Origin of the sequence: Ciceribacter ferrooxidans (assembly GCF_004137355.1) — a bacterium.
Classification (GTDB): Bacteria; Pseudomonadota; Alphaproteobacteria; order Rhizobiales; family Rhizobiaceae; genus Allorhizobium; species Allorhizobium ferrooxidans.
Map to the genome: position 1 here is coordinate 54227 of NZ_SDVB01000311.1, position 21466 is coordinate 75692.

Here is a 21466-nt window from a genome sequence, read left to right on the forward strand (position 1 = left end):
ATCAGCCTTTCTTTTCGTCCAGGGCGTGGCGGCCGAAGTCAGGCGCATCGACGTCCTGACCTGCCTCCACGATCGAGCGACGGATCGCCCGCGTGCGGGTGAAAAGCTCGAAGAGCTTGTCGCCCTCTCCCCAGCGGATCGCGCGCTGCAGGTAGGCGAGATCTTCCGAGAATCGCGCCAGCATTTCGAGGATGGCGTCGCGGTTATGCAGGCAGACGTCGCGCCACATGGTGGGATCGGATGCGGCAAGGCGGGTAAAATCGCGGAAACCCGACGCGGAATACTTGATCACTTCCGATTCCGTAACGGTCTCCAGGTCATCCGCCGTGCCGACGATGTTGTAGGCGATAATGTGCGGCAGATGGGAAACGATCGCGAGAACCTTGTCGTGGTGCTGCGGGTCCATCTCGTCGACCCTGGACCCCAGCGCTTCCCAGAAAGCCCTGAGACGCGTGAGCGCTCCGGCATCGGTCCCCGGCAGTGGTGTCAGGATGCACCAGCGCCCCTTGAAAAGGCCGCAGAAGCCGGCGTCCGGGCCGGATTTCTCCGTGCCGGCGATCGGGTGTCCGGGCACGAAGTGGATACCCGGCGGCATATGGGGTGCTATCTGTGCGATGACGGACGCCTTCGTCGACCCGACGTCGGTAACAATCGCGCCGGGCTTCAGATGCGACGCAATCTGCCTGGCGACACTCTCCGACGCTCCGACCGGAACCGAGATGATCACGAGGTCAGCGCCCTCGACCGCCTCGGCGGCGGAAAGTGTGTAACCGTCGCCGAGTTCCAGTTCCTCGGCCCGCTTCAGCGTATCCGCCGAACGTGTCGAGATCACGATCTCGCCGGCTAGTCCCTGGTCCTTCACGTCGCGTGCGATAGAGGAACCGATGAGGCCGATGCCGATAAGCGCGATCTTTTCGAAATGCACGTCCGTCATCCGCAGCGCCCCATAAACTCACGCAGGGCGTTGATCACGCCGAGATTGGCTTCGTCGCTACCGATCGTCATCCTGAGCGAATTGGCAAAACCATATCCGCGGACTGCGCGCAGGATGTAGCCGCGGCTGGTAAGGAAGGCATCTGCCTCTGTCGCCCGCTTGCCGTCGACGTCCGGGAAATGAATGAGCACGAAATTGGTGACCGAAGGCGTCACGTCGAGGCCGATCTCCGCAAGGGCGTCCGTCACCTTCTCCAGCCAGAGCCGGTTGTGCGTCACAGCCGTTTCCACGAACGCCTGATCTCTGATCGCAGCAGCGCCTGCGGCAATCGCCGGGGCATTCAGATTGAAGGGCCCGCGCACGCGGTTCATCGCGTCGACGATCTCCGCCGGGGCATAGAGCCATCCAATACGCAAGGCGGCCAGACCGTAGACCTTCGAAAAGGTACGGGTCATGACGACGTTGCGGTTCCCCGAGACCAGCTCAATGCCGGCCTCGTAGTCATTGCGGCGGACGTACTCTGCATAAGCCGCGTCGAGGACGAGGATGACATGAGCCGGCAGCCCGGCCTGAAGGCGGCGGATCTCGCTGACCGGCACGTAGGTTCCGGTCGGATTGCCGGGATTGGCGATGAAGACGATCTTCGTCTTCTCGGTGACGGCAGCCAGGATGGCGTCCACGTCGACGGTGCAATCCCGCTCCTTGACGACTACCGGGGTCGCGCCGGCGCCCATGATCTGGATCTTGTAGACGAGAAAACCGTGCTCTGTGATGATGCCTTCGTCGCCGGGTCCGAGATAGACATGGCAGAGAAGCCCGAGCAACTCATCCGAACCATTGCCGCAGAGAATGTTCGCCATGTTCAGGCCATGGACCTCGGCAATCGCCTCGCGCAGGGCCGTCGCCTGTCCGTCCGGATAAAGCTCGAGATGGCCGGCGCTCTGCTTGAAGGCTTCGATCGCCTTCGGGCTGGGTCCGAGAGGCGTCTCGTTGGACGAAAGCTTGAACACGCGCTCGACGCCCGGAGCATGTTCCTTGCCCGGCACATAGGCGGCGATGTCGAGGATTCCGGGGCGCGGCGTAGGCTTGGTCATGTCGCTGCTCGTCGAACTGCTGGTGAGGTGAGAACGACCGGGCGGAGGCGCGGTCTTCGGGTTCAGAGCCATTAGAACGGAAACCGCCATTTGTCGAGGGTTCCGCGCCTGCCGGAAGGGGTCATCCGTCAGCGGGTTGCCGGGCGGTCGGCACGCCGCGAGGCGCCAGGGCTGGAGCAAAGACACGGCGGGAAACACGCGCCTTCACCGGAAGGCCCTGGTACAGCCGCTTCTGCGCTTCGACGATGATGACGCCGGAAAAGGCCGGCCAGATGAAACGGCCTACGCGCTCGAAATTCCGCCGCAGACGCAGGACGGCTCTGATCTTGGACGGCGGGAAGAACAGAGCCTCCGCACTTGCTCCGGGGGTGAAGTTCGTCTCTCTCAGCAAGGTCGTGAGCTGACCACGTGAATAGGGCCGCCCGGAGCCGAAGGGGGTATGTTCCATCCGCGCCCAGACCCCGCGACGGTTCGGCACCACGATCACCAGCCTCCCGCCCGGGGCCAGCACGCGCCAGATCTCCTTGAGGGTCTCGCGCGGGTCCTCGGCGAATTCGAGAGAGTGCACCATCAGCACACGATCGATGGAGGAGTCCGGAAGCGGCAACTCCTCTTCAAAGACCAGTGCGGTGGCGGACGGTTCGCCGACAGGCCAGTTTACCGCCCCTTGTCCCGCCGGCATGAAGGCAAAGGTCCGTTCCGTATCGGCCCGGAAGCGATCCAGAAACGGAACGCAGTAGCCGAGGCCCACGAGGCGCTCCTGTGGCAGCCGGCTCCAGAGCGACGCGAGTGCCATTGCGATCGAGTGCTCGGCCATTCGCCCGAGACGCGAATGATAAAATTGACGGAGATCGACGATATCGACGTGCATGAGCAATTGATATCAGCGGCTGATTGGACTTCAAGGTCAAAGACGCTACATTCCGCGCGACGAAGCAGAGAGGGACGGATCCCATGAAGGCCTTGGAACTCGAAATCTTTCTTTGCCGCAGCGACAACTTCGGTGTCCTTCTCCACTGTCACGAGAGCAATCTCACGGCATCGATCGACGCCCCTGAATACGCTCCGATCGTCGCCATGGCCGATCGGCGAGGCTGGAATATCACCCACATTCTCACGACGCATCACCACGGTGATCATGTCGAGGCTAATCTCGCGCTCAAGGATCGCTATCAATGCGACATCGTCGGTCCGCGCGACGAAGCCGTGGCAATCCCGGGCATCGACCGTGCGGTGGGCGATGGAGATTCATTCGATCTCGGAGGCCATGTCGTTCAGGTGATCGAGACCCCCGGCCATACGGCCGGTCACGTCTGCTATCATTTTCCCGACAGCAAGCTGCTGTTCGCCGCAGACACCCTCTTTGCACTCGGCTGTGGCCGGCTCTTTGAACGCCCGGCGGCCGACATGTGGCACTCCCTGCAAAAGCTTGCGGCTCTGCCTGACGAAACGGCTGTTTACTTCGGCCACGAATACACACTGGCGAATGCCCGCTTTGCCCTGACGATCGATCCTGACAACGAGCGGCTGAAAGTACGTGCCGGCGAGATCGAGGCACTGCGCGCGGAAGGCAAATTTACGATTCCGACGACAATCGGACTGGAGAAGGAGACGAATCCGTTCCTTCGGGCGTCCGACCCGGCTATCCGTCGCAACCTTCTGATGGAAGGCCGCACCAACGAGGAGGTATTTGCGGAAATCCGCCGACGCAAGGACCACTTCTGATGCGTGCCGAAGACATCGTCGCGGCGCTCGGAATGCAGCGGCATCCGGAAGGTGGCTGGTATTCCGAAACCTTTCGCGACGCGGCTGACGTAGGCCGGGGCCATTCCACCGCGATCTACTATCTGCTGACGGCCGGCCAACGATCCCATTGGCACCGCGTCAGGGATGCCGCGGAGGTTTGGCACTACTACGCCGGTGCTCCGCTGGCGCTTCATCATGCCGCCGATGGCGTCACCGTCGAGACGATCCGCCTCGGTCCCGCCGTGCTGACGGGTGAGCGGCCGCAGGCCGTGATTCCCGCCAATTGCTGGCAGGCGGCCGAAAGCCTTGGGGAGTACACCCTGGTTGGTTGCACGGTCGCTCCGGGCTTCGATTTCTCCGCCTTCGAAATGGCGCCGGCCGGCTGGTCACCGGGACAGGACTAGAGGCTCGCTGCGGACCTTGCGAGCGCCAAGGTCAGGATGCACTGGGCACCATAGTAGCTGATCCAGACATAGTAGGAGGCAACCCGGCTCATGGCATGGTCCGGCTTGAGCACGAACCGTCGCAGGGCGAGCACGGCGTCCGAACTCATGAAGACGGCCGCCCCGAGAAAGACGGTCGGCGCCTGAACGAACAAGGCGAGGAGTGCCATCCCGAGGATAACCAGGCCGTAGACGGACACCGCCACGCGATGCTGCCCCGCGTGCCTGCGCAGGAGTGGCAGAATGATGGCCATCGCGGCCGCCGACGCCGCTCCGGCGGCAACTCTCCAGACCTCGGCCGATGAGACCGACGGAGCCGCCATCGAAACGAAGAGAGCCCCATATGTGAAGTGGGCTGCAAGGAAGGACGCGAGACCATTCCTGAATGCGCCTTCTCCATCGTGCGCGAGAAAGGCGTCGCCTGTTGCGCTCAGGAGCAATGCCGCCAGCAGCAGCGTGGGTGCCTCGACGGACCAGGCAAATCCTGCGAGCAGCGTTACCGGCAGTGTCTTCAAGACTGTTCGGAGAACGCTCGGCGGGCGACCGAGAATGACGGTGTAGAACAGGCCGAGCGCAACCGACGACCCCAGCCAAGCGGCAGACGCGATTTCCATCCTTCTGCCCGCCGATCAACCGGCAACGGGCGCGATGGAAGCAACGGATGGCACGGGCGAACACACGAGAGCGGCCATGAACCGGATCCGCATCATCCTCGATCTCATCTTCCCCCTTTGCGGGCGTTGGCGATCCCGCGATGATGTCAGCCGTCGAACTTCACGGCCCTGATATAGAGCGGCCCCATGCGGGTCGGCACGCGGGCGTAGACCGGAGCATATACCTTGAGCAGCGCCGTCTTGGCAAACCAGATCTCCATATCGGTCGCCTGACGCAGGTACTCGATATCCTTGCGCCCTTTGCGGAATCCGGATTTCGGCACATAGCGAATGGCGCAGACGATCGCCTCCCCCTCGACGTCACCGACGGAAAAGCGCGAGCTTCCTTTTGGAGACAGGACGAGGTCCATCCGGCTCTCGCCGTCGAAGATCGGTAGTGTCCTGCGGCAAACATCCTGGCCGTCAGGCACGATCATGCCGCTGATCGGATCGAGCACCGACTTGAGATCGCGATCGGTGACGTCGATCCAGTTGCGCGGCTTCCTTTTCGGCGTCGGCCTGATCTCGGCCTTGACGACGTCTCCGTTCCGGTAACGCACGTCATACGTCTGAACCTTGTTGTTGGACTTGTAGACGAGCGAATAGCGCGAAGCCTGCATCCGGTCCTTCATCAGCACTCCGGAAACACTGGTCTGTGCTGAGATTTTCGCAATGACGTCGACGATTCCGGCCGATCTGACATCGCCGGAAATGGTATAACCGCTGCTGAGAACCTTCGTCACGAACGAGGCACGCGCGATCGGCAGGATGCCGAGCGACACGTTGTATTCGGTCTCATATCGGATGTCGCCCTCGGCTCCCGCGGGTACGGCGAAAGCCATCGCTGCGAACGCAACCGTCAGGACGCTGAGATAACGTTTCATGTAGCTTGGTCCGGCCCCTAAACTGAGCTGCGAGGGTAGAAGTCCCTTCGCGCAGGCTACCTTTGAACCAGAACATGGCAAGAAAATAGCATGCTGAGCGTACAATCGAGGGAATCTCCGCCGTCAGGCTTGACGTGCGCGGCCAGTCTGACTATAGAACCGCAACTTTCCAATCATGCCTAGTTGGATTGCGCACCGGTTTTCCGGCACCGATCCGATGGCCAAGAACAATAGGTGTATCATGTCCCGCAGTTGCGAATTGACCGGCAAGGGCGTCCAGTCGGGCCACAACGTGAGCCACGCGAACAACAAGACCAAGCGCAAGTTCCTTCCGAACCTGTGTGACGTCACCCTGATCTCGGACGCTCTCGGCCAGCGTTTCCGCCTGCGCGTTTCGGCCGCCGCCCTGCGTTCGGTCGAGCATCGCGGTGGCCTCGACGCCTTCCTTCTGAAGGCTGACGAGAAGGAACTGAGCATGCGCGCCCGCCTGCTGCGCCGCCAGATCGTCAAGAAGACCGCCGAAGCCGCGTAAGCGTCTTCGAGGCTGAAGGATCGTAAGGCTTGTGCGGCTTGCGCCGCCCAGGCCTTTTCCTTTTGAAAGAACCGTCCCTCTAACTGGTGGCATCACCCAGGATAAAAAAATGCAGATGACACGCTATATCTTCATCTACAGCCTGTTGATGACGGCCGTCGTGGTCGCATCGAACATCCTCGTCCAGTATCCCCTTTCCGGCGAGCTCGCAGGTATCCAACTCGGCGACATTCTGACCTACGGTGCATTTACCTACCCGGTCGCGTTTCTGGTCACCGATCTGACGAACCGCCAGTTCGGCCCGGCGGTTGCCCGCAAGGTCGTCTTCGTCGGCTTTCTCGTCGGTGTAGGACTTTCCTTCGCCACGTCACAGCCCCGCATCGCGATCGCGTCCGGATCGGCTTACTTGGTCGGGCAGCTGCTGGATATCGCCGTCTTCAACAAGCTGCGCCGGATGACCTGGTGGAAGGCTCCACTCTTTGGCTCGATCTTCGGCTCGGTGACGGATACGGTGATCTTCTTCTCCCTGTCCTTTGCCGCGATTTTCAGCCTCATTGGTCCGAATGACGATTTCGCTATCGGCTCGGCACCGATCCTCGGAGTCTTCGCCCTGGAGGCCCCGCGCTGGATCTCGTGGGCAATCGGCGATTTCGCCGTCAAGATGCTGGTGGGGCTCATCATGTTGCTGCCCTACGGAGCGTTGATGAATACGATCCGCCCGATAACGCCCCTGAAGAGCGTCTGACGAGATAACCCGATCAGGAGATGGCCGCCGGCTCATGCCGTGCGGCTATTTTTCATTCGACGAGACGGAATTCCAGAAGCAGCGTCCGCTGCAGGATCGAATGGTTGTCATCCGACACCATAAAGAGATGCACGGAACCATCCTCAGCCTGAACAGCGTCAAGCCCCTCCATGTTGTCGATCTGGTAACCGAGATCCGCTTCAAGGATCGTGTCGCCTTCGACGATGGCACCGGGTCTCAATGTGTCGCCGGATATCCTCACGATACGCGTTCCGACGCCGTCAGCGAGATTGAAGCGGCGCTGGAGCAGGAGCAGGTCGCCACCGGGAAGAAAAGTCCCATCCGTGACGTCGAAGTCGTCACTCGTTCTGACGCGGAATGCGCCACGCAACGGTCCGTCGAGGATACCGGCGAGGCGGTACTCATCCCGGTTGCGGCTCTTCTCGGCCACAGCCACCAGAGCGCCTCCGAGAGGGCCTGCAACCGGCGACAACGCCAACGTCTCCAATCCACCATTGTTGCGCAGCTCGTCGGTCGCGAACGGCAGGGCCAAGGATTCGCCGGGCAGTGCCGTCTCGAACTTGGAAAGCGGCGAGAAGACGGTGACGCGGTGGCGCTGCTCATAGCTCACGACCACCTCGTCTCCACGGGTCGCGAGGCTCTCCGCGTCAACCGACCATTTGTTCTGGTTGTAGCTGCCGTCGACGTCCCGCATTGACGTGAGCCACACGTCGTCCACACCCGACAGACGCCCTTCGCCGTCGCGCCGGATTTCGCCCCTCAGCCAGTGACCGGTATCGAGAACGCCGATGAAATGCCGCCCGTCAGGCAGGAAGCGGATCGAGGACCACGCCCCGAATGCCATCTCAGCCGAGGACAACTCCAGTCCACCAAGAAATTCGAGTGAGCCGAAACGAGTGGCTTGCGACGCACGGTCGAAGAAGTGGATCGGCGCGCTCGCGACCGCGATGCGCTCGGGCTCCTCGGCGACCCCGTCATGCACCATGAGAGCCGCCCCGACGAAAAGGGCGGCACCGATCTGCACGAAAATTGAAGGTTTAGCCCGCACGGCGCAAGCGATCGCCCCGCGGCGCCCGGGATTTGTCTTCGAAAAGCGCGGCGAGCTGCTCGGTCATCGCGCCGGCCAGTTCATCGGCGTCAACGATGGTTACCGCACGACTATAATAACGGGTCACGTCGTGCCCGATGCCGATCGCCAACAGCTCGACGGGCGAACGGCTTTCGATCTGGTCGATGACGGCACGCAGATGCCGCTCCAGATAGTTGCCCGGATTGACCGACAGCGTGGAGTCGTCCACCGGCGCGCCGTCGGAAATCATCATGAGAATCTTTCGCTGCTCACGGCGGCCGAGCAAACGACTATGCGCCCACATCAGTGCCTCGCCGTCGATATTCTCCTTGAGCAGGCCTTCGCGCATCATCAGGCCCAAATTGCGACGCGAACGGCGCCAGGGGGCATCGGCCGACTTGTAGACGATGTGTCGAAGATCGTTGAGGCGGCCCGGCGTCGGCGGCTTGCCGTTCGCGAGCCATTTCTCACGAGACTGCCCGCCTTTCCAGGCCTTGGTCGTGAAACCGAGAATCTCGACCTTGACGCCGCAGCGTTCGAGCGTGCGCGCCAGGATATCGGCGCAGGTCGCGGCCACGGTGATGGGACGCCCGCGCATCGAACCGGAATTGTCGATGACCAGCGTCACCACCGTGTCGCGGAACTGCGTATCACGCTCCATCTTGAAGGAAAGCGGCTGCATGGGGTCGATCACCATGCGCGGCAGGCGAGCGGTGTCGAGATAGCCTTCTTCGAGATCGAAGTCCCAGGAACGGTTCTGCTGCGCCATGAGGCGGCGCTGCAGGCGGTTCGCAAGACGACCGACGGCACCCTGCAGATGCGCGAGCTGCTTGTCGAGGAAAGCCCGTAGCCGGTCGAGTTCCGCCTCGTCGCAAAGCTCCTCGGCGGTGACGATCTCGTCGAACTCCGTCGTATAGATCCGGTAGTCGACTTTCTCGTTGAAATCGTCGAAGGGGCTCGCCGGACGACGCATCTCGCCGGGCGTTTCGGAATCATCCTCGCCCTCGTCCATCATCTCGTCTTCCGAGATCTCGGCGCCATCCATCTCGCCTTCGTCCATCTGCTCCTGGGAGGCTTCGCTCTCCTCCGCGGGTGCAGAGTCCTGGCCGGCTTCTTCTTCGGCGCTTTCCTGATTTTCCTCGTTGCTGCGCGGCTGATCCTCGTCGGTCGTGTCTTCCTGTTCGCTTTCCTCGGACTCGTCGCCGAAGTCCTCGGCCATTTCCATCGCGCTCAGGATATGGCGCATGACCCTTGCAAATGCCTGCTGGTCATTGATGGCGTCGCTCAGCCCTTCGAACTCGCTCGAGGCCTTCTCCTCGATGAAGGGCCGCCAGAGATCGAGAACCTTGCCCGCACTTTCCGGCGGCTTCTCACCCGTCAGCTTTTCCCGCACCAGCATCGCCATGGCTTCGGAGAGCGGGGCATCTTCCTGCCGACTGATCCCGGAGAAGTTCGCCTTGGCATACTTCTCGGCGTTCATCGTCTGGAGGTTCGCGGCCATGCCGCGCATCCGCAAGGCGCCGATCGATTCAACGCGAGCCTGCTCCACGGCGTCGAAGACCGCACGGGCATCGACTCCCTGGGGCGCCATGGCCGAATGGACCTTCTGGTCATGGCAGGCGAGCCTGAGGGCCATGGAGTCGCCGAGCCCGCGCGTCACGGCGAGCTCGTGCGCTGTGGGGCGCTTGGAGAGTTCGGGCAAACGCACGCGTTCGCCCGCGAGGCCCGGGCGTTCGTTGGCGAAGACCACCTCGACTTCACCGTTGCCGGCCACCGAGCGGACACACCCGGTGATCGCCCGTCGCAGCGGTTCCGTATCCGCCGCCGAACCTGACTTTGCCCTGATATTGTCGCCCGGCCCTGCCATCGTCAGAATGCTTCCTTACGCACCGAGAACGATGTTCGCGGCACTCTCCTTCAATTCGACCCCGAAGGCGCGCTGGTACTGTTCCGCGACCAGGTTGCGCTCGAGTTCGTCGCACTTGTTGAGGAACGTGACGCGGAAGGCGAACGCGACATCGCCGAAGATTTCCGCATTCTCTGCCCAGGTGATCACCGTGCGCGGGCTCATGACCGTCGAGAGATCACCGTTCATGAACGCCGATCGGGTAAGATCGGCAAGCCGCACCATGCGCGATACGGTCTCGCGGCCCGCCTCTGTCGAGGCGAAGCTCTTCACCTTGGCGAGCACGATGTCGACTTCCTTCTCGTGCGGCAGGTAGTTGAGCGTGGTCACGATCGACCAGCGGTCCATCTGTGCCTGGTTGATCTGCTGCGTGCCGTGGTAGAGGCCCGTCGTGTCACCGAGGCCGACGGTATTGGCCGTAGCAAACAGGCGGAAGGCGGGATGCGGGCGGATGACCCGGCTCTGGTCGAGGAGCGTCAGGCGGCCGGAGGATTCCAGAACGCGCTGGATCACGAACATCACGTCCGGACGACCGGCATCGTATTCGTCGAACACCAGAGCGACGTTGTGCTGGTAGGCCCAGGGAAGGATACCGTCCTTGAACTCGGTAATCTGCTTGCCGTCCTTCAGAACGATCGCGTCCTTGCCGACCAGGTCGATACGGCTGACGTGGCTGTCGAGGTTCACGCGAACGCAGGGCCAGTTGAGACGCGCCGCAACCTGCTCGATATGCGTCGACTTGCCCGTCCCGTGGAAGCCCGACACCATGACGCGCCGGTTATGGGCAAAACCGGCGAGAATCGCGAGCGTGGTTTCGCGGTCGAAGAGGTAGTCGGGATCGAGATCCGGCACATAGGCGTCGCCGGTGCTGTAGGCCGGGACACGGATGTCACTGTCAATTCCGAATACCTCCCGGACCGAAATGGTCGTGTCGGGAAGATTGGACACGTCAAGGTCAATTTTGCTCATCGTCTCTCCATGCCGGGCGGCGACGACCGGCTGCATATAGAATGCGTATTTCGTAGCGTTTTCGACTAACAGAAGCCAGACTGCTTTAGCAGTTGATACGCCTGGATAACAGCGCGAAAACGGTCTTCCGAACCCCTATCGCCGCCATTTGCATCCGGGTGATGCTTTTTCACAAGCTCCTTGTAGCGGCTCTTGATCTCGCTCGCAGACGAGTTCCCCGGAAGGCCGAGCGTGTCGAGCGCCTTGGCTTCCAGGCTCTTGAGTTTTCGGGCCTGCGGCTGGAAGCGTGCACCCGCGCCGCGGGACTGTCCGACAAAACCAAAGGGGTCCTTGATCCGCGAATGCGTTCCGGCCGTACCGGAACGCAACGTCGAATGCAGTGGACTATTCCGCGCCGCCTTGTTGACGCCGACCGTCCAGGTCGGACGATGACCGGTAATCGCCTCCTTCTGATAGCGGGCGATCTCGCCGTCCGACAGGCCGGAAAAGTAGTTGTATCCCTTGTTGTATTCCTTCACGTGCTCGAAGCAGAACAGGAAGAACTGCCCCTCGGCATTGCGACCGACCGGCGCGCGATGGACTCCAGCCTTGTCGCAGCCGTCCCACTGGCACGTCGGCGTGGCAGGACCGGCATCCTGCTCCTTCTTGCGACGGGTGCGGATGCGATCGAAGTATTTTGAGTCGAGGTTCATCATCGAATTATGGGGTCCCGCTTGCCTTGCGGCAAGAATTGACAAATCAGAATGTTCTTGGCTTTGTGGGGGCTTTTCGCTCTCGCAGCAAAGTCGGAGATAGCCTTAATGTCGGTCCGCTCAACAATCGAAGCCAAGCTCGTCGACGCCTTTCACCCCGAGCGCCTGCTGGTGCTCGACGAAAGCATGCAGCATGCCGGACATCAGCCCGGCATGACGGGATCCGGCGAGACGCATATGCGCATCCGTATCGTGGCCGACGCGTTCTCCGGGATGAGCCGTGTCACCCGCCACAGGGCCATCACCGACCTCTTGACGGCGGAGTTCGACGCTGGCCTCCACGCCCTTGCTATCGAGGCTGCCGCTCCCGGCGAAGAGACACGCTGGTAGAACGCAGACGCAGCGACTTCGATCCGCGACACTCGTCCGCGGATCAGCGTCATTTCGCCGCCCTGGTTGAGAGCGGGACGAACGCACTGGAGCAGTGCAATGGGGCGCACGCCGGGCAGGAATAATTATCCCGGATGTTTCTCCTGAAGGAAGCTGAAGACCTCCGACGCCGCGACATCGTCGGCAACAAACGACTGGCCGATGCCGTGTGTCAGGATGAATGTGAGCTTGCCGCCCTTGACCTTCTTGTCCTGGGCGATCGCCTCCATCAATATATCGGTCGGCGGAAGCTCGCCTTCAATATCCCCCATCGCCATCGGAAGGCCGACGGCTTTGAGATGAGCCGCCACCCGCTCGGCGTCATCCGGGCTCGCGAGATTGAGGCGCGCGGAAAACTGGTGCGCCAGCACCATACCGATCGCAACCCCCTCGCCGTGGACGAGACGCTTGCTGTCGTATCCGGTCGCCGCCTCGAGTGCGTGGCCGAAGGTATGGCCGAGATTGAGCAGCGCGCGGCGGCCGAGTTCGCGCTCATCGGCAGCAACCACTTCCGCCTTCGCCCGGCAGCTCGTCGCAATCGCCTCGGCACGCGCCTCACCGCCGGCGAAGACACCCTCCCAGTTTCGTTCGAGCCATTCGAAGAAGTCCGGTTTGTCGATCAGGCCGTACTTGACCACTTCGGCGTAACCGGCCCGGAATTCACGCTTGCTCAGGCTGCTGAGCACCGCCGTGTCCGCAAGCACGAGATCCGGTTGGTAGAACACGCCGACGAGGTTCTTGCCCTGGCGGGTATTGATGCCCGTTTTGCCACCGACCGAGGAGTCCACCTGCGCCAGAAGCGAGGTCGGAATCTGCACGAAACGGACACCCCGGCGGACGATCCCGGCCGCAAAGCCGGTCAGATCACCAATCACGCCGCCGCCAAGTGCGATGACGGCGTCGTTGCGCTCGATCCGGGCCTCGAGGAGGACATCACACACCCTCATCAGATGCTCGAAGCTCTTGGTCTTCTCGCCCGCCGGCAGGCTCAGCGACACAGCCTCGATCCCATCGGTCTGCAGGCTGTCCATCAACGCGTCGAGATAGAGGGGACCGACATGCTCATCGGTGATGATTGCAGCCTTACGTCCCTTGATGCGGGTGGATATCTCGCCACCCGCGCGCGCAATCAGGCCCCTCCCGATCAGGATATCATAAGCCCGGTCACCGAGCGGCACATGGACGAGACGTTCCGAACTCTCAACTTCAGTCATATTTGCGGCCTTTGGTACAGTATTCCACGATCGCCTCGAGCACCTCGTCGACGATGACTTCCTTGCGCTCGTCCCGCGACTGAACCGTCACGTCCGCCAGTCCGTAGACCGGATAGCGCTGGTTCATCAGATTTTCGAGCGTCTGCTTCGGGTTTTCCGTCTTCAGCAGAGGACGATGATCGCGCTTGTTGACACGCTCCCAGAGCACATCCAGATCAGCCTTCAGCCACAACGAGATCCCACCGCGCTCGATCTGCCTGCGCGTCTTTTCGTTGATGAAGGCGCCTCCTCCGGTCGATATCACGCGCGGACCGGTTCTCAGAAGCCGCTTGATGACCCGCGTCTCTAGCTCGCGGAACTCGCTCTCGCCATAGGCGGCAAAGAGTTCGCTGATCGTCATCCGTGACACCCGCTCGATTTCGGCATCGGTATCGACGAAGGGAAGACCGAGCTGCGAGGCCGTCATGCGGCCGATCGCCGACTTTCCGGCACCCATCAATCCGACGAAGACCAGATTTCTGCGCCCGAGCGCTGCGCGGGCACGCGCACTCAGCGACGGGGCAAGGGGTGGGGTCAAATCGGTCATCGGCCTGTTCACGTCTCTTTTGAGAACGGTATTGACAAATGCGGGCCGAGCGTCAAGCCACAGTGACTGAAAGAGGTACCCGCCGCGGGCTTGCAACGGCTCCAAGCCCTCTTCATATAGAAGAGGCGCCCGCGGACGAAGGATGATCCGATGCCGACCCTGTTTCGTTTCCTCTTCTTCTGCGCGACGATCGCCGCCATGATCTACGGAACAATGTATGCGCTCGTCCTCTTCGTGGAGCCGAAGGAGCGGCAGATCACCGTCCGGATTCCCTCCGAGCGGGTCAACCCGACGCAAGAATAGGCCGAGCCGAGGCAAGCAGGAAACTTCCCGTGTCCGATCTCAGCAAAGCACGCATCGAGGCGTTTCTGGAGATGATGAGCGCCGAACGGGGCGCCGCAGGAAATACCCTTGCCTCCTACGAACACGACCTTCAGGATCTCTGGTCGTTTCTCGCGCCACGCAAGGTCAGCGTGGTGGAGGCAAGATCCGCCGACCTCGCCGCCTATCTCGTCGACCTGGCGAGACGCGGCTTCATGGAGACCTCTCAGGCGCGCCGCCTCTCGGCAATGCGCCAGTTCTACAAGTTCCTCTACGCCGAGGGCATCCGCGCCGACGATCCGACGTCGATCCTTGATGCACCAAAAAAGGCGCGCGGGCTTCCAAAGACACTTTCGGTCCAAGACGTCGAAAGACTGCTGTCGCTCGCGCAGCAGGAGAGCGAAGCAGGGGGAGACGACAAACTCTCGAAACTGCGAATGTTGGCTCTTCTCGAACTTCTGTATGCGACGGGAATGCGTGTCAGTGAACTTGTCGCCCTCCCGGCCAAGGTTCTTGCGCAAGAAGGTCGTTTCCTAGTGATCCGCGGCAAGGGAGCGAAGGAACGGCTCGTGCCCTTGTCGCGTAGCGCGATCGCCGCGGTTCAGGCCTATGGCGAGGAGCTGGCGCGCACGACCAAGGAAACAAAGGAGAGGGCCCTCTGGCTGTTTCCGGCCGCGAGCAAGGAAGGATACCTGCCGCGTCAGGTATTCGCGCGTGACTTGAAGGGTCTCGCAGCCCGCGCCGGCCTTAACGCGGCCGCCATCTCGCCCCACGTGCTGCGCCACGCCTTCGCCAGCCATCTCCTCGCCAACGGCGCGGACCTCCGGGTGGTTCAGGAACTACTCGGCCATTCCGACATCTCGACGACCCAAATCTACACGCATGTGCTCGATGAACGCCTGCAGCAGCTCGTTCAGACGCATCACCCTCTTGCCAAAGTGGCGAAAAACCACGATTAGGACCGGCAACGCCGGTGCCACGCGCCCTTGAAGCACGCGCATAACGATCGGAAAGCGTTTCAATGCACAACTATCTCGATTTCGAAAAGCCTATCTCCGACCTGGAAGGCAAGATCCACGAGCTGAAGAAACTCGCGGAAGAAGATGAGAGCATCGACACGTCGGAGGAAATCGCTCGTCTCGAGGTTCGCGTGCGTGAGGCGATGGAGGAAATCTACTCCAAGCTCAATGCCTGGCAGAAGACGCAGGTGGCCCGTCATCCGCAGCGTCCCCACTTCGTAGACTACGCCGCAAAGCTCTTCACAGAGTTCACGCCGCTCGCCGGCGACCGCAAGTTCGCAGAAGACGCGGCGATCCAGGCTGGCTTCGCACGGTTTCGCGGTGAGCCTGTCGCGGTGATCGGTCAGGAAAAGGGCAACGATACCAAGTCGCGCCTGATGCACAACTTCGGCAGCGCCCGTCCGGAAGGTTACCGGAAGGCGATCCGCATCATGGAAATGGCCAACCGCTTCGGCCTGCCGGTGGTTACGCTGATCGATACCGCCGGAGCTTATCCCGGCATCGGAGCCGAAGAGCGCGGCCAGGCGGAAGCAATTGCGCGTTCCACCGAGACCTGCCTCAACCTGCGCGTCCCGATCGTTTCGGTGGTGGTCGGTGAGGGCGGATCGGGCGGCGCCATCGCGATCGCCACAGGCAATCGCGTTTACATGCTCGAGCATGCGATCTACTCGGTTATCTCTCCGGAGGGTGCCGCCTCCATCCTCTGGCGCGACTCGACCCGGGCCAAGGAAGCCGCGACGAACATGAAGATTACCGCCGAGGATCTGAAGGCAATGAACGTGATCGACGGCATCATCCCGGAACCGATTGGCGGAGCACACCGCGATCCGGATGCGGTCATCAGCCGGACCGGCGACGTCATCGCCTCCGCACTCGGCGATCTCGGACGCCTGTCGGGCGATCGGCTGCGGCAGGAGCGTCGGCAGAAATTCCTTGATATCGGCCGCTCGCTTTGATGCATCGTTCGAAGCCATAATCCTGCTGTCTTTGAATGCTAGGCGCCGACCCGTTATGTCGGCGGGCGGCGCGACCATGGTTTACAATTTGTGAAGGTTGCGATCGTATATTAGGCGAGCGACGTGCCAGTCGTCGACGTTACCCCTTTTTCGAGATGAGAATCCCGAATGCGTTTGAACCCAACCGCTCTTCTGATGATTGCCCTCGCCATGGGTCTTGCGGGCTGCAACGATACGCTCGACAGCGTCGTCGACCCTTCCACCGTCAAGAACAAGGTCGAATACCAGCTGCCTTCGCGCGTTCTCGACGAAATGAAGGCAAAGGGCATGGAGCGGAATTCGCCGATCGCCATGCGCATCTTCAAGGAAGAGGGTGTCCTGGAAATCTGGAAGGCGAAGACGAACAACCGTTTCGACAAGATTGCCGAATATCAGATATGTGCCTGGTCGGGGCGACTTGGCCCGAAGATCAAGGAAGGCGACCGCCAGGCTCCGGAGGGCTTCTACCCCCTTTCCCCCTACCACCTGAACCCGAATTCCAAGTATTTCCTGGCCATTAATACCGGATACCCGAACCGCTACGACCAGGCGAACGGCCGCAACGGCACCAATCTCATGATCCACGGCGCGTGCTCGTCTTCGGGCTGCTATTCGATGACGGATGCGCAGATCCTGGAAATCTACGCCTTTGCTCGCGACGCATTCAAGGGCGGCCAGCAGACGGTACAGTTGCAGGCCTTTCCATTCCGCATGACCGCCGACAACATGGCGCGCCATCAGCATAGCCCACACTACGACTTCTGGAAGATGCTGAAGGTCGGCTACGACAACTTCGAAGTCACCAAGCGTCCGCCCGAGGTCGGCGTCTGCGACCGCAAATACGTCTTCAATCAGCAGATCGAGGAAGGCAAGACTCTGAGCGCCGCGGCCGCCTGTCCGCCGATGACGACGCCCCCTGCCCTGCAGATGGCGCTTGCGTCTTACAACACGCAGTACGAGCGCGACTTCGCCAAGGCGTCCAGGAAATACGACGGTAAGATCTGGTATGACCCGACCGAGGCGGAACGCAAGGCTCTCGTTGCCGAGATGCGCAAGGGTCATGACCTCGCCTACGCGCCGACAGGCTCCGCGCTCAAGGCCGGGAAACTCCTGAAGATCGAGGAATTCGAAAAGCTCGTCGCGGAAAAGGACGCCGCGGCAAAACCGGTTGCCGCACCCGCGACGACCGCCGCTTCCGCGCGGCCTCCTGCGAAGGCGGCCGAAGTCGCACAAACGGCGAGTGTACCGGTGCCCCAGGTAAATCCGCTCGCTCCGGCACCTGTGGCGCAGGCTGCCGAGGAGCCCAAGAAGCCGTTCTGGAAGTTCTGGCAGAAGTGAGCGGCCCCGAAGCGATCTACGACCTCAGGGGACTCAAATGTCCGTTGCCGGTCCTGAAGGCACGGCGGCGGCTTTCTACCATGGAAAGCGGTGCGGAACTGTGGATCGAAACCACCGATCCGCTCGCAGCGATCGACATCCCTCACTTCTGCAGCGAAAACGGGCACGTCCTGCTCGCGAGCGAGAAACACGAAACCGGCCACCGCTTTCATATCCGAAAAGCTTGAAGCCCCTTACAGGCGCATGCCGGGGATGGCGAGCGGATTGTCCTCGAGCGCGGCACGATCCGGCCTGTCGATTTGCGGCCTGCCCGTGAAGGCGTCGAAGAGCTCCCGCACATACGTCTCCGGCAGGTCCTTGGCGATCACGACCAGGCGCGTGCGTCGATCATCTGGATCTGGCCACGCAGGCAACCGGAAAGGCGGATGAAAGATGGCCTGAACCCCGTGCAGCACCAGTGGCTGTTCCGGGCGATCGGTCAACCGCACGATCGCCTTCATTCGCAGGAGCTTCTCGCCGTGGGTCGACCGCAGCAGATCGACAAACATCTCAAGCGACGCCGGGTCGATGGGCCCGTCATGGATGATCGAGTAGGATCGGATCGCCTCACCGTGCCGGTTCACGTCGTGGTGATGATGATCATGCCCGTGTTCATGATGATGCTCATGCGCATGATCGGGTTCGGTTGCCTCGTCCCTGAGCCAGCGGTCGACATCCGGAATCTTCGTCGCAGGGTCATAGAGGCCATTCGCAAAGATCGCTGCAGTTCCGACGTCGTCGCGGTCCGCGTCGACAGTCGGCGCGCGGGGATTGAGCGTCGCAAGACGGGCCTCCAATTGAGGCAGGCTCTCCGGGTCCGCGAGCGACGCCTTCGAGAGGACCAGTCGGTCAGCCACCGCCACCTGCCGGACGGCCTCGGGAAAGTCGTCGAGCGTCGAAAGACCGTTCACTGCGTCCACAACCGTGACCACTCCTTCAAGATCGAAGTAGCTGGCGATCACGGGATGCCCCATCACCGATTGCATGACGGGAGCGGGGTCTGCGAGACCCGTGGTCTCGATCACGACACGCGACACCTGCTTGATCCTGCCGGTCTGCATGCCGTCGACCAGGGCTGCCAAAGTGTCGACGAGCTCGCCGCGCACGGTGCAGCAGAGGCAGCCGTCGGCAAGTTCAATGATGGCGTCGTTCGAGGACTCGACCAGCATGTGATCGATGCCGACCTCACCGAATTCGTTGATGATGACGGCGGCATCCCGCATCGCCGGGTCCTTGAGGATACGGTTGAGCAAGGTCGATTTGCCCGCACCGAGAAACCCCGTCAGGATGGAAACGGGAATGCGTTCGTTCATGGATGGCATGCTGGGACCCCTTCGGATCAGAAATTGGGCCTCGGGATGGGGATCGGTACGTTCGCGACGGTGTTGCTCGCAGACGCCGGCTGGGCCGACACTTCTCCGCCCGGCAGGAGACCTGCGAACACCGCCCGAGGCGGCCGGTCCATCTCCCTTATATAGGGCGAGAAGAGTTTCATGCGACCTTCTTCATCGCGTCCTTCGCTGCGCTCCTTGCGCGCGGTCTGAGAGCAGATGTCGCTACTGATGTCGGTCACCTGATCACGCCCGTCGCCGTAAGGTGCAAGCGTCTCCAGCGTGACGCCCGCACCCGAGCGGGTGGTCAGCGCCTTCTGGAGCAGGTCGGCAGAAACATCGGCACGCGCTCCGAGGCTGTCTGCGCCGAGCACCACCGAGACCACCGTCCGGCCGTTCCGCGTCGCGGAGGAAACCTGGTTGAAGCCCGATGCGCAGATGAAGCCCGTCTTCATGCCATCTGCACCGTCAAAGCGGCCGATCAGCAGATTGTAGTTGGGATAGGTGCGCTTGCCGGTGTTGACTCCTTCCAGCGAAAAATAACCGGCGTACTCGGGAAACTCACGACGAATCGCAACGGCGAGCACGGCGAGATCCCGCGCCGTCGTATACTGTCCCGCCCCGGGAAGCCCGTTGGGATTGACGAAATGTGAGGAGCTCATCCCGAGCTGGGCGGCATTGGAGTTCATCTGGGAGACGAAATTGTCGAGCGATCCGCCGACGGTCTCGGCGATCGCCACGGCGATGTCGTTTGCAGATTTCACCAGGAGTAGCTTCAGTGCGCTGTCTAGCGTCAGTTGCGCGCCCGGCTTGAAATACATCTTGCTCGCCGGCTGGTCGGCGGCCTTCTTGCTCATCGTAACGATGCTCTCCAGCGAAATCTGACCCGACCTCACAGCGCGGAACGTCGTGTAGGCGGTCATCAGCTTCGCCAGCGAAGCGGGATACCATTTGCGAAAGGCGTCCTCGTGTTCGATCACGCGCCCGGAATTGACCTCGACGACGATCCTCGGATTGGCTTCGGTGAGAGACGGCAGTGCGGTCAGGACCAGCCCCATAAGGAACGCCAGACGGCGACCCCGGCGCAATGCGGACAAAAAGAACGTCTGCTTCGTCTGCACGATGGCATTCCTCGAATATCTGGAAGCTTCAGAACCTGCGGTATTTAACCTATCTCGCCAACCAATGGCAAAGCCCATTGAATAGGTCAATCAGGAGGGGCACATTCCCCGAGCGAATCGAAGGTTACCAGTAACGCCGGACAAGGACATCAGATGCCGATCTTGAACCGCGCCGCCGAACTCCAACGCGAAGTCACTGAATGGCGCCGCCAGCTCCATACGAATCCCGAGATTCTTTACGACGTCGATGAGACTGCTGCCTTCGTCGTTGAGAAATTGCGGGAATTCGGTGTCGACGAAATCGTGACGGGGATCGGACGAACCGGCGTCGTCGGCGTGATCCGTGGCCAGGGAGCGGGACGCGCGATCGGGTTGCGCGCCGATATGGACGCCCTGCCGATCCAGGAGACCGGCAATAAAGCCTGGGCCTCGAAGACTCCCGGAAAGATGCATGCCTGCGGTCATGACGGCCATACCGCCATGCTGCTCGGAGCTGCCAAGCATCTTGCCGAGACTCGCAATTTCCGCGGTGCGGTCGTTGTTATCTTCCAGCCCGCCGAAGAGGGCGGTGCGGGAGCGTTCGCCATGGTTCAGGACGGCCTGATGGAACGCTTCGGCATTGAGGAAGTCTACGGCATGCACAACATGCCCGGCATGCCCGTCGGCACCTTTGCCATCCGCAAGGGTGGCATCATGGCGGCACCGGACAAGTTCACCATTACGGTGAAGGGCCGAGGAGGTCACGCGGCCGAACCGCACCACACAATCGATCCGATAGCGATCGGCGCACAGATCGTCGGCAACCTCCAGCTTATTGCGTCACGCAACGCCAATCCCCTGCGTTCCGTCGTGGTATCGGTGACCCGCTTCCATGCCGGGACGACCCACAACATCATTCCCGAAGAGGCGATGCTCGGCGGCACCGTGCGCTCGCTCGACGAAGCGGTCCGCGACCTTGCCGAGAATCGCATCCGTGAGGTGGCGAAAGGCGTGGCGGCTGCTCACGGCGCCGATGTCACTGTTGAATACGAACGCGCCTGTCCTGTGACCGTCAACCATCCGGAGGAAACCATGCACGCGGCGCGCGCCGCGATCGATGTCGCCGGCCCGCAGAATGTCGACACGGAAGTCGACCCCTCGATGGCCGGAGAGGATTTCGCCTTCATGCTGCAGGCACGGCCCGGCGCCTACATCCTGATCGGCAACGGCAATACTGCCGGCCTCCACCACCCGGCCTACGACTTCAACGACGAGGTGATCGCCTACGGCGTCTCCTACTGGGTACGCCTCGCCGAACAACGCCTCACCGAGTGAATGGCATCTGGACGAAAACCTCCTTCCCCGAAAAAAGCTTGGCTTCACCGCACTCGTTTTGTATGGATGCA

At 61.7% G+C, this 21466-nt stretch carries 24 protein-coding genes; 11 read left to right on the forward strand and 13 right to left on the reverse strand.

Annotated features, from left to right (window positions below; genetic code table 11):
* Position 1: 1 nt before the first annotated feature.
* From EUU22_RS20430 to EUU22_RS20440, 3 genes are all read right to left on the reverse strand, one after another.
* Entirely contained in the window at positions 2–934 is a 933-nt protein-coding gene (locus EUU22_RS20430; RefSeq protein WP_129333830.1) for a prephenate/arogenate dehydrogenase family protein, read from the reverse strand.
* Positions 931–2028: a histidinol-phosphate transaminase gene (gene hisC / locus EUU22_RS20435; RefSeq protein ID WP_245485194.1), complete on the reverse strand. Its 1098-nt coding sequence runs from the start codon at positions 2026–2028 to the stop codon at positions 931–933. The genes EUU22_RS20430 and hisC overlap by 4 nt, the downstream gene beginning before the upstream one ends.
* A 121-nt stretch (positions 2029–2149) precedes the next feature.
* A complete protein-coding gene (locus EUU22_RS20440; RefSeq protein WP_129333831.1) occupies positions 2150–2899 on the reverse strand; it encodes a class I SAM-dependent methyltransferase in 750 nt (249 codons plus the stop codon).
* 83 nt (positions 2900–2982) lie between these two features.
* Here EUU22_RS20440 and gloB point away from each other — a divergent pair, with 83 nt between their 5' ends.
* A complete protein-coding gene (gloB, locus tag EUU22_RS20445) occupies positions 2983–3753 on the forward strand; it encodes a hydroxyacylglutathione hydrolase (RefSeq protein WP_129333832.1) in 771 nt (256 codons plus the stop codon).
* Positions 3753–4178: a cupin domain-containing protein gene (locus EUU22_RS20450; protein ID WP_129333833.1), complete on the forward strand. Its 426-nt coding sequence runs from the start codon at positions 3753–3755 to the stop codon at positions 4176–4178. The genes gloB and EUU22_RS20450 overlap by 1 nt, the downstream gene beginning before the upstream one ends.
* On the opposite strand, the gene EUU22_RS20455 is transcribed toward EUU22_RS20450, so the two are convergent.
* Positions 4175–4831 carry a lysoplasmalogenase family protein gene (locus tag EUU22_RS20455; protein WP_129333834.1) on the reverse strand — a complete coding sequence of 219 codons (657 nt, stop codon included), beginning with the start codon at positions 4829–4831 and terminating at the stop codon, positions 4175–4177. The genes EUU22_RS20450 and EUU22_RS20455 overlap by 4 nt on opposite strands.
* A gap of 146 nt (positions 4832–4977) precedes the next feature.
* Positions 4978–5754 (reverse strand): DUF3108 domain-containing protein, encoded by a 777-nt coding sequence (locus EUU22_RS20460; RefSeq protein WP_129333835.1) that lies wholly within the window; start codon positions 5752–5754, stop codon positions 4978–4980.
* 241 nt (positions 5755–5995) lie between these two features.
* Here EUU22_RS20460 and rpmB point away from each other — a divergent pair, with 241 nt between their 5' ends.
* Entirely contained in the window at positions 5996–6286 is a 291-nt protein-coding gene (gene rpmB, locus EUU22_RS20465; protein ID WP_129334129.1) for a 50S ribosomal protein L28, read from the forward strand.
* Positions 6287–6395: 109 nt separating this feature from the next.
* Positions 6396–7031, forward strand: coding sequence for a queuosine precursor transporter (locus EUU22_RS20470; protein WP_129333836.1), 636 nt, complete (start codon positions 6396–6398; stop codon positions 7029–7031).
* 52 nt (positions 7032–7083) lie between these two features.
* On the opposite strand, the gene EUU22_RS20475 is transcribed toward EUU22_RS20470, so the two are convergent.
* The 4 genes from EUU22_RS20475 to EUU22_RS20490 all read right to left on the reverse strand — a co-directional run bounded on the left by EUU22_RS20475 (position 7084) and on the right by EUU22_RS20490 (position 11688).
* On the reverse strand, positions 7084–8037 hold the full coding sequence (locus EUU22_RS20475; RefSeq protein WP_165351248.1) for an esterase-like activity of phytase family protein: 954 nt from the start codon (positions 8035–8037) through the stop codon (positions 7084–7086).
* A gap of 52 nt (positions 8038–8089) precedes the next feature.
* Complete coding sequence (cobT, locus tag EUU22_RS20480) at positions 8090–9988, reverse strand: cobaltochelatase subunit CobT (protein WP_129333838.1); 1899 nt, start codon at positions 9986–9988, stop codon at positions 8090–8092.
* A gap of 15 nt (positions 9989–10003) precedes the next feature.
* Positions 10004–10996 (reverse strand): cobaltochelatase subunit CobS, encoded by a 993-nt coding sequence (gene cobS, locus EUU22_RS20485; RefSeq protein ID WP_129333839.1) that lies wholly within the window; start codon positions 10994–10996, stop codon positions 10004–10006.
* Positions 10997–11061: 65 nt separating this feature from the next.
* Positions 11062–11688: a J domain-containing protein gene (locus tag EUU22_RS20490; protein WP_129333840.1), complete on the reverse strand. Its 627-nt coding sequence runs from the start codon at positions 11686–11688 to the stop codon at positions 11062–11064.
* Between the two features lie 108 nt (positions 11689–11796).
* Here EUU22_RS20490 and EUU22_RS20495 point away from each other — a divergent pair, with 108 nt between their 5' ends.
* Positions 11797–12078 carry a BolA family protein gene (locus EUU22_RS20495; protein ID WP_129333841.1) on the forward strand — a complete coding sequence of 94 codons (282 nt, stop codon included), beginning with the start codon at positions 11797–11799 and terminating at the stop codon, positions 12076–12078.
* Positions 12079–12203: 125 nt separating this feature from the next.
* Here EUU22_RS20495 and aroB read toward each other — a convergent pair whose 3' ends face one another.
* A complete protein-coding gene (gene aroB / locus EUU22_RS20500; RefSeq protein ID WP_129333842.1) occupies positions 12204–13331 on the reverse strand; it encodes a 3-dehydroquinate synthase in 1128 nt (375 codons plus the stop codon).
* Positions 13324–13917 (reverse strand): shikimate kinase, encoded by a 594-nt coding sequence (locus EUU22_RS20505; protein ID WP_129333843.1) that lies wholly within the window; start codon positions 13915–13917, stop codon positions 13324–13326. The genes aroB and EUU22_RS20505 overlap by 8 nt, the downstream gene beginning before the upstream one ends.
* Positions 13918–14067: 150 nt before the next feature.
* Between EUU22_RS20505 and EUU22_RS20510 the strand changes: the two genes are divergently transcribed.
* The 5 genes from EUU22_RS20510 to EUU22_RS20530 all read left to right on the forward strand — a co-directional run bounded on the left by EUU22_RS20510 (position 14068) and on the right by EUU22_RS20530 (position 17817).
* The gene (locus EUU22_RS20510) at positions 14068–14220 is read left to right on the forward strand and encodes a hypothetical protein (protein ID WP_129333844.1); all 153 of its coding nucleotides are present in this window, start codon (positions 14068–14070) and stop codon (positions 14218–14220) included.
* Between the two features lie 29 nt (positions 14221–14249).
* Entirely contained in the window at positions 14250–15197 is a 948-nt protein-coding gene (xerD, locus tag EUU22_RS20515; RefSeq protein ID WP_129333845.1) for a site-specific tyrosine recombinase XerD, read from the forward strand.
* A 62-nt stretch (positions 15198–15259) separates the two neighbouring features.
* Complete coding sequence (locus EUU22_RS20520) at positions 15260–16213, forward strand: acetyl-CoA carboxylase carboxyltransferase subunit alpha (RefSeq protein WP_129333846.1); 954 nt, start codon at positions 15260–15262, stop codon at positions 16211–16213.
* A 168-nt stretch (positions 16214–16381) separates the two neighbouring features.
* On the forward strand, positions 16382–17590 hold the full coding sequence (locus tag EUU22_RS20525; protein WP_129333847.1) for a L,D-transpeptidase family protein: 1209 nt from the start codon (positions 16382–16384) through the stop codon (positions 17588–17590).
* Positions 17587–17817, forward strand: a complete 231-nt coding sequence (locus EUU22_RS20530) for a sulfurtransferase TusA family protein (RefSeq protein ID WP_129333848.1) — start codon at positions 17587–17589, stop codon at positions 17815–17817. The genes EUU22_RS20525 and EUU22_RS20530 overlap by 4 nt, the downstream gene beginning before the upstream one ends.
* Positions 17818–17823: 6 nt before the next feature.
* On the opposite strand, the gene EUU22_RS20535 is transcribed toward EUU22_RS20530, so the two are convergent.
* Both EUU22_RS20535 and EUU22_RS20540 read right to left on the reverse strand, forming a co-directional pair.
* Positions 17824–18951, reverse strand: coding sequence for a CobW family GTP-binding protein (locus tag EUU22_RS20535; protein WP_129333849.1), 1128 nt, complete (start codon positions 18949–18951; stop codon positions 17824–17826).
* 17 nt (positions 18952–18968) lie between these two features.
* Positions 18969–20018 carry a D-alanyl-D-alanine carboxypeptidase family protein gene (locus tag EUU22_RS20540; RefSeq protein ID WP_129334130.1) on the reverse strand — a complete coding sequence of 350 codons (1050 nt, stop codon included), beginning with the start codon at positions 20016–20018 and terminating at the stop codon, positions 18969–18971.
* A gap of 216 nt (positions 20019–20234) precedes the next feature.
* Here EUU22_RS20540 and EUU22_RS20545 point away from each other — a divergent pair, with 216 nt between their 5' ends.
* Complete coding sequence (locus EUU22_RS20545) at positions 20235–21395, forward strand: M20 aminoacylase family protein (protein WP_129333850.1); 1161 nt, start codon at positions 20235–20237, stop codon at positions 21393–21395.
* Positions 21396–21466: the final 71 nt, after the last annotated feature.